This window comes from Streptomyces finlayi, from assembly GCF_014216315.1.
In the GTDB taxonomy this organism is placed as follows: Bacteria; Actinomycetota; Actinomycetes; order Streptomycetales; family Streptomycetaceae; genus Streptomyces; species Streptomyces finlayi_A.
Window position 1 is genome coordinate 1692199 of sequence record NZ_CP045702.1, and the last position, 14645, is coordinate 1706843.

The 14645-nt window shown below is 69.2% G+C and carries 15 protein-coding genes; 8 read left to right on the plus strand and 7 right to left on the minus strand.

The annotated features are described in order from the left end of the window. Nucleotides 1–3 precede the first annotated feature (3 nt). The 7 genes from F0344_RS07580 to F0344_RS07610 all read right to left on the minus strand — a co-directional run bounded on the left by F0344_RS07580 (nucleotide 4) and on the right by F0344_RS07610 (nucleotide 6892). Nucleotides 4–1095 (minus strand): tyrosine-type recombinase/integrase, encoded by a 1092-nt coding sequence (locus F0344_RS07580; protein ID WP_219732119.1) that lies wholly within the window; start codon nucleotides 1093–1095, stop codon nucleotides 4–6. Nucleotides 1096–1165: 70 nt separating this feature from the next. Next, nucleotides 1166–1729, minus strand: a complete 564-nt coding sequence (locus tag F0344_RS07585) for a hypothetical protein (protein ID WP_185298048.1) — start codon at nucleotides 1727–1729, stop codon at nucleotides 1166–1168. 176 nt (nucleotides 1730–1905) lie between these two features. Further along, the gene (locus tag F0344_RS07590) at nucleotides 1906–3033 is read right to left on the minus strand and encodes a hypothetical protein (RefSeq protein WP_185298049.1); all 1128 of its coding nucleotides are present in this window, start codon (nucleotides 3031–3033) and stop codon (nucleotides 1906–1908) included. 201 nt (nucleotides 3034–3234) lie between these two features. Further along, nucleotides 3235–4671, minus strand: a complete 1437-nt coding sequence (locus F0344_RS07595; RefSeq protein ID WP_185298050.1) for an amidase family protein — start codon at nucleotides 4669–4671, stop codon at nucleotides 3235–3237. Beyond that, complete coding sequence (locus F0344_RS07600; RefSeq protein WP_185298051.1) at nucleotides 4668–5876, minus strand: MAB_1171c family putative transporter; 1209 nt, start codon at nucleotides 5874–5876, stop codon at nucleotides 4668–4670. Before F0344_RS07600 ends, F0344_RS07595 begins: the two co-directional genes overlap by 4 nt. Beyond that, complete coding sequence (locus F0344_RS35580) at nucleotides 5873–6385, minus strand: hypothetical protein (protein WP_258049746.1); 513 nt, start codon at nucleotides 6383–6385, stop codon at nucleotides 5873–5875. The genes F0344_RS07600 and F0344_RS35580 overlap by 4 nt, the downstream gene beginning before the upstream one ends. Before the next feature lie 36 nt (nucleotides 6386–6421). Further along, nucleotides 6422–6892 (minus strand): XRE family transcriptional regulator, encoded by a 471-nt coding sequence (locus tag F0344_RS07610; RefSeq protein ID WP_258049747.1) that lies wholly within the window; start codon nucleotides 6890–6892, stop codon nucleotides 6422–6424. A gap of 812 nt (nucleotides 6893–7704) precedes the next feature. On the opposite strand from F0344_RS07610, the gene F0344_RS07615 reads away from it, so the two are divergent. The 8 genes from F0344_RS07615 to F0344_RS07650 all read left to right on the plus strand — a co-directional run bounded on the left by F0344_RS07615 (nucleotide 7705) and on the right by F0344_RS07650 (nucleotide 14619). Beyond that, nucleotides 7705–8601 (plus strand): helix-turn-helix domain-containing protein, encoded by an 897-nt coding sequence (locus F0344_RS07615; RefSeq protein ID WP_185298052.1) that lies wholly within the window; start codon nucleotides 7705–7707, stop codon nucleotides 8599–8601. Nucleotides 8602–8603: 2 nt separating this feature from the next. Further along, nucleotides 8604–9311 carry a zinc finger domain-containing protein gene (locus tag F0344_RS07620; RefSeq protein WP_185298053.1) on the plus strand — a complete coding sequence of 236 codons (708 nt, stop codon included), beginning with the start codon at nucleotides 8604–8606 and terminating at the stop codon, nucleotides 9309–9311. A gap of 157 nt (nucleotides 9312–9468) precedes the next feature. Further along, nucleotides 9469–10110, plus strand: coding sequence for a WhiB family transcriptional regulator (locus F0344_RS07625; protein WP_185298054.1), 642 nt, complete (start codon nucleotides 9469–9471; stop codon nucleotides 10108–10110). Then, on the plus strand, nucleotides 10107–11735 hold the full coding sequence (locus tag F0344_RS07630) for a hypothetical protein (RefSeq protein WP_185298055.1): 1629 nt from the start codon (nucleotides 10107–10109) through the stop codon (nucleotides 11733–11735). Before F0344_RS07625 ends, F0344_RS07630 begins: the two co-directional genes overlap by 4 nt. Next, entirely contained in the window at nucleotides 11732–11923 is a 192-nt protein-coding gene (locus F0344_RS07635) for a hypothetical protein (protein ID WP_185298056.1), read from the plus strand. The genes F0344_RS07630 and F0344_RS07635 overlap by 4 nt, the downstream gene beginning before the upstream one ends. Before the next feature lie 85 nt (nucleotides 11924–12008). Then, a complete protein-coding gene (locus F0344_RS07640) occupies nucleotides 12009–12245 on the plus strand; it encodes a hypothetical protein (protein ID WP_185298057.1) in 237 nt (78 codons plus the stop codon). After that, a complete protein-coding gene (locus F0344_RS07645) occupies nucleotides 12242–12904 on the plus strand; it encodes a plasmid mobilization protein (protein ID WP_185298058.1) in 663 nt (220 codons plus the stop codon). Before F0344_RS07640 ends, F0344_RS07645 begins: the two co-directional genes overlap by 4 nt. Continuing rightward, nucleotides 12901–14619, plus strand: a complete 1719-nt coding sequence (locus tag F0344_RS07650) for a relaxase/mobilization nuclease domain-containing protein (protein ID WP_185298059.1) — start codon at nucleotides 12901–12903, stop codon at nucleotides 14617–14619. The genes F0344_RS07645 and F0344_RS07650 overlap by 4 nt, the downstream gene beginning before the upstream one ends. Nucleotides 14620–14645: the final 26 nt, after the last annotated feature.

The following is a 14645-nucleotide window of genomic DNA, read 5'->3' on the forward strand; positions in this document are numbered from 1 at the left end:
GTCTCAGGCGAAGGCCGGGGCCAGGGCCCGCTGCAGGGCCGAGTTCATGAAGTCGTCGCTGACGTGGGTGTAGGTGGCCATCGAACTGCTATTTTCGTGGCCAACCTGCTGCTGGATGAACCCGCGGTCCACCCCGTCCTCGGTGAGATGCGTGACGTACGAGTGGCGCAGCGAGTGGGGGACCAACTCCTTGTGGAGCCCAAGCGCGTCCCGGTACGTCTCGAACCGGTCGTTGATCGAACCGGGCTGGAGCCGACCACCCCGCTCCGTGATCCACAACGCCGGCTGATCCGGGAACCCGAAGCGCGGTCGGACATTCTCGACGTAGTCCACGACCGACCCGACAGCCCAGTCCATCACAGACAGCACGTTCCTCCGGCGCGGCGGCTGCCCCTTCTTCGCCTTGCCGTAGCGGACATTGAGCGTGCCGAACCTGCCGAACTGCGGCGCCTTTGCATTGCGCCCGAAGTCCACCAGGTCCAGCCGTGAGGTCTCCGTACGCCGCAGCCCCCACCCATAGATCACCTTGAATAAGGTGGCGTCCCGGTACGCGGCCAGCGCGCCCTTGCGGCCGGTCCGGACCGCGCGCTCGACCTGCTCGTCGGCGTAGTCGAAGAAGAGCTGCAGCTCCTCACGCGTGAACGGGCGGGCCTCCGGATCGCCCTCGTAGTCCTGCAGATGCGGAAGCGTGTTCCATTCATGGCAGATCGCCACGGGGTAGGTGCCGAACGCGTCCTCGCACGCCGTCGCCCACCCGTAACGCCGATCGATGAGGAACTCGGTGAACAGCCGCAACGTGCCGTGGTAGTTGCGCACCGACGAAGGCGACAGGTGATCTTCGCTCGTGAGTTGGGCGGACCATTCATCCATGTGGGCCGGGGTCCACGCCCAGGGATAGTCGTTCACGAACTTGAGGAACCTGCGGATCAGCTTCTCGCGGTTGCTGATCGTTTTCGCCTTGAGATTGCGGGCGAGCATTTGGTTCCGCCAGCCGCGCAGCATGGCGTCGAACATCGCGTCCTCGGGACGCAGGTGAACGACCCCGGAGACCAGCTCAAGGTGAGCCGACCCCGCCAAGTCCACGGTTCGGTACACGACGAAGATCCCCTTCCCGCCTGATGGGCATATCTTGCATCAGACGGGAAGAAGCATCAAGAGTGGCAGGTCAGGCGGCTAGCGAGTACGCTCCTCGGAGTTCCAGATCGTGGCTCCCGGGCCTGGCGACCAGGGCGTTCGCGCCCATCTGATGCAACTCCCGAGGGTTGCTGTAGCCGAGTGAGATGTGCGGGCGCCCGCCGGAGTGCTGAAGCGCCTCGCCACCACGGGCATTCCGGATCGCTGACCGGATCCGCTCGATGAGGGCAACGGTGTCCGCCTCGGGCCAGACGTCCAGGACGGCCCCCGCAATATTTCCGATGGGGGGACCGACCTGCGTTGTGAACGCGGGCACGTCCGACAGCTCCGCGCGCAAGGCATCTGCGACTTCGGTCAGGGCCGCCTCGTCGTACTCGGCGGACGGCGCATCGGCGAGCATCTCGCACGTGAGGTGCAGGAGGCCGGCGTCGCTCGGGTCACTGCCGCACTGCGGGTCGATCGGGTAGCCACCCAGGATCGGCCGGCACGTCTCAGCAAGGCCGAGCAGCTCGTCATCCACTCCAGGCCGAGGCAGCACGTATACGTGGAGGGCTCGCGACCCGCTCTCCCACGGGCGTCCCTGAAACTTCGGCACGAACGGTTCCACGCGTTCCTCCCCGCTGCAACGGACGCCGCTTCAACGCCCCTGGACCATGGTGACCGTCTGCACTGGGCCGGGGTGCCGCTTTCCAGATCTTCCTCAACTTCCCATGGGAGACAGGCCACTGCAGCCGGGAGGATGTGCCAGCCGGCCGCCTGTGCCGCTGCCGGTCAGAAGCGGATGCGCTCGCGGTAGAACGGAGCCAGGACGTGGCGCAGACCATTCTCTCCCGCGTGACCGGCACGCAGCGAGCTGTCGTCAAGGTCCCCGTATGCAGGCTCCTCATGTACGTAGTCCAGCGCGCGCCAGCGCACCGTGACCGGATCATCGGCATCGTCCAACGCATGTCCCAGCGCCACGAGCCGAGTTCGGATCCGCTCGTACGTGCGGAGCCTCCCGGCGCCGGGTGCCGAGTCAGCCAGCTCGTCCAGATCCTGCTCGCTGATGTCGGCCGGGGCGACGGAGCGTTCACGAGCAAGCAGGTAGAGGCTGACTGCCAAAGCCCCCGCAGCCTCGACGTAGTCGGAGCCGACGTCCATGGTGGACCAGGGCGGAGTGAACTTCTCGTCCCCGAACACGGGGGCCAGGACGGTGCGGGTCTGCCGCCACGCTGCGGCCCACAGGGGGTTGCCCTCCCGCTCCGCTTGCGTGACCAGCTCATCCAGGCGGGCGCGGACTGTCAGGACTGAGGAGCTGCCCAAGGGGAGTACCGCAAGGTGGTCCCACCTGTAGTACCCGAGGTCGAGGTCTTGGTGCATGTAGACGGCGTGCACGCTGCTGACGTTGATGTCCGCACGGTCCGGCCGAATCGAGCGAAGGCGGCGGTTGAAGTCGGCGTCATGGACGTCACCGGTGCGAAAGTACGAGAGCGTGGAGTGCGGCCACGGACGATCCATAGCCGGCCGCAAGGTAATGCCGTCCACACTGCAGACCGCCTCGCGGACTTGGTTGCTCACGCGGGCGAGCGCCGTCTCCGGGTACATGGCGACAGTCACGGCACTGGGGCCGGGCCAAACCGGGCCCATCTGGACGTCCGCACGTGTGCTGTCCATGGCCAGCTTGTAGCGGACCCGCTCAACCGCACGCTCCACCTGGTCCCGAGTCAGGCTGTGATGGATACCCAGTACCGTCCAGTGCAGCCACTCGGCCGGCACAGTCCCTACCTGGTGTCCGTACTCGGCCAGCAGTCCATGGTGCGCCCGTGTGTACTCCACGTACGCCGGGTCATCCAGCTTGGCCACGAAGTGCAGATACGGGCCCTGCGCCCATGTCCTCTTCGGAGAGAAGAAGCTCTCCACGCCCCCCACCCTTCCCTTGTCGGGATACGCATTGCGACACTGGCACGCTACCCAACGGTGCGGTACGCCGCCCGAGATGCTTGAGACACGGCCAAGTTGAGTCCCAGCACCCGATCGCCGTGGCGCAGCCGCCGGGAGACCTCTGCGCCCCTCTTACTGCCACCTCTCATTTGCTGATCGGTGTGCCGCTGGCTGACGGCGTCAAAGACTGATTCCCATGGCCATCCCTCCGAGAAGCGACGCCAGATATTCGGCCAGGGCGAGCAAGGTCAGGTCCGAGTAGTTCGGCCCCACGAGCTGTACGCCGATCGGGAGGCCGTCCGCGCTTCGCGCAACAGGTACGACGAGGCTGGGCAGACCGATGTGGCTGGTGAGGTTGGCCCAGCCGGTCTGGTCGAAGAAGCTCCGCTCGACGCCGTCAACCTTGAGAGCGCGGGTGCCGGCCGGGATGGCTGCGGTGGGAGCAGCGGGTGTGATGAGGACGTCGTGTTGGGCGTCAGCGAAGTACCGGTGCCACGTCTCCCGAAGCTGCATGCGTTCCTCGTTGGCGCGGAGCCAGGCACGGTGTGTCTGCGTTCGGTGACGAAGGAAGGCGGCCCGCGGGCTCGCGTCATCTGTGTGCAGGTCACGGGCTGCCGCGAGTTCGGCCGCGCCGGCATCGTCGTCGGTTGCGGCTGTCGCGGTGGCGTGGAGGAGCTGCTCGAAGAGGCGGAGGGAATCAGCGAAGCCGACCGGTCCCGAGGTGCGGCAGACGTTCGTGCCCGCAGAGGCCAGTGCCTGCTCGACGGCGGCGAGGGCGCCTGCGGTTTCACGGTCGACGGGGCAGCTCGTGTCCTCGGCCCACACCGCCACGCGAAGCTGGTCAGCTTCGCGGCGGGGGTTGTGCAGCTTCGCGAGCCAGGGGCTGTTCTCGGCGGGTGACGGCGTCGTCAGCGCGTCGAGGAGCAGGCCGAGGTCACGAGGGTGGCGGGCCAGAGGGCCGGGGGTGACCATGTCGCTGCTGGTGATCCATCCCGGCGGGCGGGGGATGTGGCCGCGAGCCGGGACGAGTCCGTGCGTGGGGCGCAGGCCGTAGACGCCGCAGTAGTGAGCGGGGAGTCGGAGGGAGCCGGCGAGGTCGCTGCCGAGGTCGGCGGGGGTCAGGTGGGCGGCGACCGCGGCGGCTGGGCCCCCGGAGGAGCCGCCGACGGTGCGCTCAGGATCGTGAGGGTTGAGCGTGCGGCCGAACAGGCTGTTGTCGGTGTGCAGGTCCTGGCAGTACGCCGGCGTATTCGTCTTACCCATGATCACGGCCCCTTGGTGGCGGAGCCGGGCGACCGCGTCGGCGTCGCGTACGGGTACGTGATCCGCGAGGGCTTCGGCACCGCTGGTGGTGCGCAGGCCAGCCGTCTCGAAGCTGTCCTTGATCGTGAGGGGAAGGCCGTCGAGGGTGCCGCTGCTCTCGTTGCGGGCGCGGCGTTCGTCTGCTGCTCCCGCGGCGGTCCGGGCTGCGTCGTCGTCGCGGGTGACGACGGCGTTCACGTGGCTCGCGTCGATCCGATCGAGATGGAGGTCAAGTAGCTCGCGGCTCGAGATCTCGCCGCGGTCCAGGGCCTGGAGCTGAACGTGAGCGGGCTGGTGGGTGAGGTCGTTGGTCATGCGGAGACTCGCTCAAGGTGGGGGGCTCGTGCGGGCTGGCGTGGCAGGTGGCGAGCGACATCGAGGAGAGCATTGATGTCGTCCATGGGCCGACTCGTCTGGCGTTCGGAGTCAGCGAACTCCGTGAGCTGGTCGGGCTCCGGGCGGGTGCCTTCGGCCCGGGCAGCGATTCCGGCGAGGATCTGGTCCGCCGTGACGGCGGCCGAAAGATCTTGACCGTGAAGCCCTCGGGCCCGGTGATGGGCTTCGCTGGCCTCGCGGACCGCAGCATCGAGATACCGACGGATCACGAACCGGCCGTCCCGGATCTCGACTGCTCGGCGGTAGAGCCGGATCGAGATGCGGCGAAAGCGACGCCGCTGGGCCCGGTCGACTCGGTCAATCGGCAGCTCGATCTCGGGCGCTTCGCTGTAGAACGCCAGCCAGAGAGGACGCAGGCCGTAGTAGCAGCGGTACTGCTTGATCCGGTACTGGACGCTCTGGGCCTGGTCGCTGATGGTGGGCACGAGCCAGCCGATGAGCGTGAGCATGGCGCCGACATCGCCGCAGGCCCAGGCGAAGCCTTCCCAGTCGGCGAGGGAGGTGTCGAGGGCGCCGGCGATCACGTTGCCGATGCGGACTGCGCTGTATCCGAGGGTGACGGTGGCGCCGAGGGCGACGATGCGCAGGCCGACGCGGACGGACCCGCGGGTGCTGCGGCGGGCCAGGCGCCAGCAGGCGCGGGCGAGGAACAGTTCTCCGATGGTGTAGGCCGTGATGTACAGGGTGAGGTACGCGGCGTACCAGCCGTCGTGCGCGTAGTACAGCGTGAAGTCGATCGGACGCGGCGCGCTGGGCGTCAGCAGAGCGAACAGCACCAGCAGCCCGGTGATCACAGCGAAGCCGGCCCTGAGCCACCGGCGACTGAATCGGCGGGCGACTTCGGGCGGAGACCCCCAGTAGGTGAGAACCACCTGCTGACAGGCGAGGAGCGCGACGACGCACCCCTGCGCGAGGGGTACGGAAAGATTGACGGTGCCGAGCACACGGTCGAGGTAGTTCCACATCGGGGTGATGGAGAACAGGAACGACAGCCCTGACAGCAGGAAGACGGCGGCCAGCGCGGTGGAGGCGGGATCACGGCGGCGGGTCGGCACGTCCCGCAGGAGGCAGAGGAAGCCGAGCGTGGCGACAACGAGGCTGATCGGATGGAGCAAGTCCTTCACGGCCGGGCCTCCCGTCGGCGCAGGAGCGTGTGCGTAACCCGGTCCTGGACTTCGTCCCCGGAGGACTCGTCGCTGCGCAGCCACCGGTCGATGATCCGGCGCTGGAGCAGCGAGGCGAGAAGCTCGGTGTCCCGCTCCTCGTCCTCGTCGTACTTCGTGCGCCCCAACATCATCTCCACGGTGGCCGAACCGACGCTGGTGAAGATCGTCGAGGAGAGCGCGGACGCCGGGCGGTTTTTGTGATGGCCGAGCAGCAGGTGGCTGAACTCGTGGGCGATGATGTGGTCCTGGTGCAGACAGCTGGTCCGCGGGTCGTAGTACACGTAGAAGGCACTCTCCGTGACGGCGCATGCTCCGCACACGGAGGGTGCCTGCTCACGGGGCTCTAGGACCACATTCCGTCCCGTGCGGCGTGAGACCTCGTCGCTGAGATCGCGGATATTGGTGACGTGCGGGAGCCGCAGCTCGGCCAAGAGGTCAGGCCGGCGCAGCCTGCGTACAGACCACATTGATTTTCCTTGATCACTTACTGAACTAAGGCCGATTCACGCGCCACTTGAGGGTGGCAACCCCTCGGATTTTCGTACGCTCTCGACGATCCCCAGGACGGCGTCCTTTCCGTCCGCGGAGACGTCGGATAGGCGAAGAAGAACGTTCTTGATCTTCGCGTCACGAAGCAGTGCGAGCAACTCCAGCTCCTGCACTGTCTTTTCGGCGACGGCATCATCGAACCAATAAGCGGGATCCACCCCGAAAAACCCTGCGAGCGCTTCGAGATGACGCTTCGTCGGGTTATCGCGCTGCCCGGTCCGCAGGAGCCACAGGTACTGCGCGGACAGCTTGCCCAGCCCTCGCTTTTCCATCAGCTCGGCCACTTCGGCGTTGCTGAAGGGGCCGCGATCGGGCGGGTGCACCGTATCGAACAGGCGGTTTAGGCGGTCCATGAGCCCCTGGGGGGGCACCTGGTCTTCGGTCGACTCTTCCATGATCCTTTTCTGGGTGGACTTCGTCGTCACTTCAACCACCACACTACCTCGCCATAAACACCAGTTGACGGCGCGATCCCGCGTATGGAAAGTTCTTCCTCACCAGCACGTTTCCGCGTGGCACGCACCGCCCATTTCGGGTCGGCCTGTCCGTTTCTACCGGCAGGAATGCTCCGGGCGACGTGGCGCGAGCCACATTTCCCTAGCGACATACGTCACGTCTGGCGCACGGGGCTTTTGATCTTCGAACGGAAAGCGTGGAGGCGGCAGTGGAAACACCTCATCCACATCGCATTTCCGCCGTGGGGAATACCAGGCACCCACTCAAATCCGGACACAATGATGCCATATCGGCATTCGGGGCAACCGCGGCAACGGTACCCCTCAACACTGGAAGACGGACCGCACCGAGCCCGAAGACGGCTCCAGCAGCAGATCGCGCGGTGACTCTCTGCAATCAGTACAGAGTTTAAGAACCAAGTCTGGATCTTGACACGGGTCCGTGCGTATGTTCGTCGTCCCCGGGCAGCCCGCCCGCGACGACGCATGTAAGGAGCCGGTGAGCACAGACCGGACCGAGTAGGTCCCGAAAACAGCGACGACGCCCGAGAGCGGTAACTCCCGGACGCCGAACGCTAAGTGGCACAACCGCCCCGGCAAGGGCGGAGATAGCCCACCATCACCACGCTGAGTCCTTCCAGGGGCGCACCAGCGTGGCAACACTGCAAAGGGGATTCTCGCATGCCTCCTGCCCTGCGCAAAAGGCCCATCCACACGGCCTGCGCGGCAGCCACCTCCGTCGCACCGAGCCGTCGGCCCCGCCTCGTGAGCGGGAGCGGCCGATGAGCGTCGAAACCCGCGAGTGGGTATGGAAGTACAGCTCCAGCCGGGGCACCGCGCGACTGGTCCTGCTGTCGATCGCCGACCGGGTGCCCGACAAGCAATGCGTCGCCTGGGCCTCAATGACGAGCCTGGTCGAGCGAACGAACGCATCGCTGACCGCCGTACGCGCGGCTCTCCGGGCGCTCGCCGAGGGCGACGAGCTGGAGCTGCTCGACGTCTACCAGGGCCCCCTTCGTACGACGGTCTACCGTCTGCCCCGCGCCGCTGCCTACCAGGCGAAGGTCGACGCGGCCAGGGAGGAAGACCCGAACGCGGAGGTCGAGCCGTCCGACGCGGATCCGGTGCCCGAGCTGCAGCCGGAGAGGCTCCAGCGGCACGGGATCTGGCCCACGAAGAGGACTGATTCCGCACCCTCACGACGGAATCCGACCGGTGCGAATTCCGCACCCTCGCGACGGAATCAGCACCCTCGACGGTCAGGAATCCGCACCCTCGACGGTACGGATTCCACACCCCAGAACCGTAGTGAACCGAAGGTGAACCGTAGGTACAGCAGTGGTGGCACCTCGCTCACCTCGGCAGCCGAGTGGCAGGTCGACCCAGACACCCACACTTGGACCCGCCAGCAAGGGCACCTCGACCGACTCGGCGAGGAGGGCCTGCAGGCAGCCGACGCGAAGTGGCGCGCCCACCGCGCCGACTTCAAGCCGCGAGGCGCGGGGGCCTGGGCTGCCGACTGGCGCTCCTGGATCGCCCGAGAGCACGCTCCGGGCCGCCCGAATCTCTACGCCCTGCCCGGCAAGGGTCCCGCTCAGCCGGGCGGCATGACTCGGGCAGAGGCCCACACCGCAGCCCTCCTCGCCGCTCTCGACGAGCCGACCGGAACGGAGGGCTGACCGTGGACCGCCGCGAAATCGCCGCCCTTCTGGCCTACATCGGCCGACTCGACCCCCGCACTATCCGCACCGACCGCGAGGCTGGTGACCAGCTCAACCAGTGGCACGAGCTGCTCGGAGATGTGCCGACGGCCACCCCGCACGGCTGGGACGCCAGCGTCGCCGCCCGCAAGCACATCAGCCTCTCGCCGTACCCGATCCTGCCCGCGGACATCGCTCGCCCGTGGGAGAGCTACCGCCGCGACCGCCTGGGCCGGCACACCGACCCCACGCCGTCCGTCGACCCGGACGACCAGGCCGCCTGGACCGCCGAGCTGGTCGGCGCCCGCCGAGCGGTAGCCACCGGCACCGCCCAGCCCGCACAGGCCCGGGCGATCACCATGGGCCAGCTCGATCCGGACCTGCAGGCGAGGCTGCGAGAGATCGGCTCCTGCATACCGCCCGCAGCCCGAGCAGCGCTCGCGCCCTACCGGCCCGCCCGCGCGGCCCGGGAGGCAGCCATCGCACAGGGCCAGCCCGACGCCCTCGGAGTGCGCTGCGACTGGTGCCAGACCCAGGTCGGCGAACCGTGCCGCCGCCGAAGGATCGGCCCCGACGGCGGAGCACGCGGAACCGCCCCGCGTGCCACCCCGCACCCTGGCCGCCTCGACCTCGCCGCCGCCCGGCAGGCCCAGGAGTCCACACCGGGCCGGCAGCCCGCGATGGCCTGACCGGCCTCTCCGCCGGTGCATCCCGCCCGGTGCCCCGCCGCAACACCACCGTCCCGTACCGGCTGCGGCACCGCCCTGCGCCGCAGCCGGCACCCGACGCCGCGTCCGTCCGCCACCGGCCCCCGACCGGCGACGCGGCAGCACATCGGAGACCACCTTGCGCCACATCACCACCCACGACGCCCCGGCCACCGGCCTGCGCGGCATCGGCGACACCAGCTGGCACAGCCGCGGTACGTGCCACGGCATGGACCCCGAGGACGCCGACGCCGTGTTCTTCCCGCTGCCCCGGGATCACGAAGACATCGCCGAGGCGAAGGAGCTGTGCGGCTGGTGCCCGGTCCGCCGCGACTGCCTCAACTACGCCCTGGAGAACGTCCTCAAGGAAGGCATCTGGGGCGGGCTCACCGAAGCCGAGCGGCGCCCCTGGCACGACGGCCTGCCCCAACGCCTCGACTACAGCCGCGTGAGCGCGTTCTTCACCGGACGCGACGTGCACCTGACCGAGGCCGAGCGCCAGATCGTCATCGACCACGCCTACGTCCGGGGCTGGCGCACCGACCGGCTCGCCGGCGCCCTGCAGATCAGCCACAAGCACGCCCGTGACCTGCTGCGACAGGCCGCCCTCAAGGTCTTCGACCGGGACCGCACCTACGGCGTGCCCAGGCCCAAGAAAAAGCGCGCAAAGGGCGCCCCGGCCAAGGGCACCCCCACCCCCAACAAGCCCGGTACGAGCCAGCCGGTGTCCCGTCCGGCGACGTCGGTCTCGGCGCACGCCCCTCTCGGAAAGGCCGCATGACCCACCTCGCCCTGCCCCTCGGCGCCGCACCGAACCTGCCTCTCCTCCTTGCGATCGGCGGGTCCGTCGCCGCCCTCGCCCTGGTGCTGACCGGCTGGGCGGCCCGGCGCCGGGGCGCGCGTTCGCAGAAACGTCTCGGCAGCCCGGCGGTCAAGGTCGCCGCGCTCGCCGCCCTGGGCTGCACCGCCTACAGCGCCGACACGTCGTGGCGCTTCGCCACCGACTACCTCGACATGGCCGGCACCGCAGAACGCGCCGGCATGTTCGCCGCAGCCGAGCTCGCACTCTTCGCGACCGCCCTGATGGCCCGGCAGAACCTGGCCACCCAGGGAGCACCCGGCCTGCCAGGCACTCTGGTCTGGGTCATCACCGGCGTACAGGTGATCCCCGCCTTCGCCGAGAGCGGCCCCGTCGGCGGCACGGTCCGCGCCTTCGTCGGCCCAATCATGGCGGCGATGCTGTGGCACCTCGCCATGGGCATCGAGCTCCGCCTCCACACCCCGGGTGCCGCGTCCCACGGATTGCTCGCCACCCTGGGGCGGGAGGCACGCGAGCGGCTGCTGTCCCGCCTCGGCATCGCCGCCCGAGACCGCGACGCCGCGCAGATCACCCGTGACCGGGCCACCGCCCGCGCGGTCGCCCTGGCCGCCCGACTCGCGGAGCGCACGCCTGAGCAACGGCAGAGCTGGCGCGGCCGACGGCTCACCCGGCGGCTGTCGAAAGCAGTCGGCCGGGCCTCGGTCGGCACCGACCCGCTCCAGCGCGTGCAGCTGCTCGACCAGCTGGCCGCCCGGCGGCACGCACTCGCGCTCGCCACGGTCTCGCTGCCCTCCCCCTGGTCCCCGCACGACGGCAGCATGACGACCTTCTCGGTCCCCTCGCCGAAGGCCCAGAGCGGGCCGGTCCCCAAGGACGGTCCCCACCGTGCCGTCGACATGACCGGGGACTGGGGACCGTGCAAGGAGAGGGGACCGGTCCCCGGAATCGGGGACCACGACGCGGGGACCGAGGACCGTGTCCCGGGGACCGAGCCCGTCAATCCGGAGCCCAACCAGGGTCCCAACGGTAGCGCGGGGACCGGCCGCCTTGCGGTCGAAGTGCCTGCTCAGGCCCAGGGTCCGCGCCGGGGACCGACGGACGCCGGATCGGGGACCGAGCCCACCGGGGACCGGGGACCGACCGACTCCGAAACGGGGACCGAGCCCACCGGGGACCGGGGACCGACCGACTCCGAAACGGGGACCGAGCCCACCGGGGACCGGGGACCGACCGACTCCGAAACGGGGACCGAGCCCACCGGGGACCGGGGACACAAGGTCCCCCTCCGGCGGAAGCCGACCACGAAGGCCAAGGGGAAGGGCAAGCGCAACGGCCGGTCCCGCAGCCCGCAGCCACAACGCCCGCCGCGCGAGTCGGAGCAGTCCGTGGACCAGCTCACCCAGCAGGTCCGCCCGCACGTCCCGGCTCTGCTCGCACGCGACGGCAACGAAGCGATCACCCGGGTCCAGCTGCGGGAGATCCTCCGGCGCGAGGGCCTCAAGGGCGGTCGGAACGACCGATTGAGCCTCGTCCTCCAGCAACTGCGAGACGGCGGCGACACAACGACAAGGAGCACCACCCGATGAAGACATGCCACCAGTTCAAGACCGTCCGTGCCGAGTACGAGCGGGAGATCGGCTTCATGACCGCCCACTCCGAACGGCACGCGGGCAGGCCGGCGGCGAAGTCCAGCGCGAAGCAGGCCGCATCGACGAAGGCACGGATGGCCAGGGCTCTCAGCAGCCACGTCGGGCGCTGCCCCGAGTGCGGCTGACCGGCAAAGCAGCAGCTCAATGCCCCTATCCGCCTCAGGTGGCCCCGCTCCGTGCCGGGCCACCGCCCCGTTCCAGGAGGTCCCCGTGATTCCGCGCCCCGCTCGCTCATCCGAGCCCACGTCCGCCGAGGCGGGTGCCTGGGCGGACGTTCTGGTTCGGTGCAGGCTCCTGCACTCCGCCGTCCTCACCCCAACCGGCCAATGGCTCGTCCAGGACCAGCCCGATGGACCCGTCCAAGTCCTCACCGGACCGGCAGACGTCGTCGAACTGGCCGCCACCATCCAGCACCGCTTCCGCTCCACGAGGACCGACTCCCGATGACGAACCCGCCCCAGAACGGCACCACCCCCGAGCCGTCCCGCGACATCAACTCGACCTCAGGGGGAGCAAGTTGGTGCAAGAGCATTGCTCCCGTTGGGAGCAATGCTCTTGCGTCTCCCGCCCCGGGGGTGGCGGGAGCGGATCGGCACCGGGGGGCGCCGACCGTTCAGGATGCGACCGAGGGCGGCTCGCATCCTGAAGAGGGGGGAAACCATTCCTGCCACAGCACCGACTGCACCCACGCCACGCCGCCGAAGCCCCACGTTCAGCAGCGTGAGCGCCTGCGCCACGAGAAGAAGCGCATGCACCAGCCGAGCTGCCGCATGAACGACGACGAGTACCAGCTCCTCGCCCGCGCCGCTGCCGCATGCAACATGAGCATCGCCAACTACCTTGCCCGCGCAGCCCTCAAAGCTGCCCGCAACCTCGACCTCACCGCCGCAGAAATCGCCGGCGAACGCGAGATGCTGAAGGAACTGTTCGACCTGCGCACCGCATTGAACCGGATCGGCAACAACCTCAACCAGGTTGCGGCAGCGCTGAACTCGGACGAGCCGGCACCGCAGACCAGAGCAGTCCTCGCAGGCGTCGACCGAGTCTCCCTGCGTGTGGACGCCTTGGTCCAGCGCTACCTGGACGGCGAGCGATCGGCAGCATGATCCCCTCAGTCCACGACATGGGCAATGACACCTACGGCCTGCTGCACTACCTGTACGGGCCTGGCAAGGCCGAGGAGCACATCGACCCCCACCTCGTCGCGGCATGGGACCGCTTGGCCCCCGACCCCGGCCGCGACGCCAAGGCGACAGAACGCGACCTGCAGCGGCTACTCGACCAGCCCGTCATGGCCCTGCCCGAAAGCGCCAGGCCCACCGAGCACGTATGGCACCTGTCCGTACGCGCCGCACCCGAAGACCCGATCCTCACCGACGAACAGTGGGCCGACGTCGCCCGCCGCATGGTCGCCGCCACCGGCATCGCCCCCGAAGGCGACGACGGCGCCTGCCGCTGGGCGGCCGTCCGCCACGCCGACGACCACATCCACATCATCGCCACCGTCGTCCGCCACGACGGCCGCCAAGCCCGCATCCGCCAGGACGGCGCCCGCTCCCAGGCGGAAGCCCGGAAAATCGAAGTCGACTACGGACTTCGCCGGTTGAACACCGGCGACGGAACCGCCGCGAAGCGTCCCACCAGCGACGAACGTCACAAGGCCCGACGCCAGGGCCGAGAGCGCACCGCACGTGAGGAGTTGCGCGAGACCGTACGCCGCGCGGTGGCCGGCGTGACGAGCGAGGAGGAGTTCTTCGACCGGCTGGCCGACGCCGGCCTTCTGATCCGCAAGCGCGTCGCTCCTTCCGGTGACCTGCTCGGCTACAAGGTGGCCCTGCCCGACGACCGCAACAAGGACGGCGAGCCCGTGTTCTACCCCGGCGCGCGCCTCGCTCCGGACTTGTCCCTGCCCCGGATACGGGAGCGCTGGTCCGCCGATGGCCCCGTCCAAGCTCCGTCGGCAGATGGTCTCGACCACGCGGCACCGGGCAGTCCGTCTGCCGCACGCCGGCGGACCGCTTCGGCCGCCTGGGCCGCGGTGCTGATCGTCGAGCACGGCGAGGACGCGGTCACCGCCGCGTACATCGCGGCGACCGGGGAGGTCCTGGACGCGCTCGCGAAAACCTCCGCCGCCCACACCCGCCAGGAACTGCGTGCCGCTGCCTCCGCGTTCGAACGCGCTTCCCGCTCCCACGTCCGGGCCGAACGCGGGACCGATCGAGCCCTGCGGCAGGTTGCCCGCGACCTCGTGAACGGCGGGCCCGCCCTTGGCCGGGGCGAGGACGGCGCGACCACCGCCATGGCTATCGACATGCTGTTCTTCCTCATCACCGCCACCATGCTCTGGCACGCGAAGAAGGGACACGCACAGCAGGCCGATGCCGCCTGCCAGGCTGCCGATCACCTGCGCTCCGCCTACCAGGCCGCCTCTGCCCAGCCCATCGGAGCCCTCAACCGGCGCGGCAAGAACCTGAACCGGCCGCTGCTCCAGCGGCAGACAGTGCTGCTGCGCGAGGCGCTTCCGGAGCTGGCTGAGCAGATCCTCGCCGAGCCCGGCTGGCACGCACTCGCCGCCACCCTCGCCGACGTCAAGGCGGCCGGGCACGATCCGGCCGCCCTGCTCACCGATGCAGCGGAGCGACGAGAGCTCGGCACGGCAGAGTCCGTCAGCGACGTCCTGGTGTGGCGACTTCGCCGAACCGCGGGCCTGCCCGCTGACTCCGGTGACAAGGTCAACCGTCGTCCGGGCACAGCCCAATCGATGCGGCCTGCAGGGCAGCGGACACCGGGGCGGCCCGGGTCTCAGCGCACCGGCCCGTGACTGTGGACTTTGTGAATTGAAGTGGT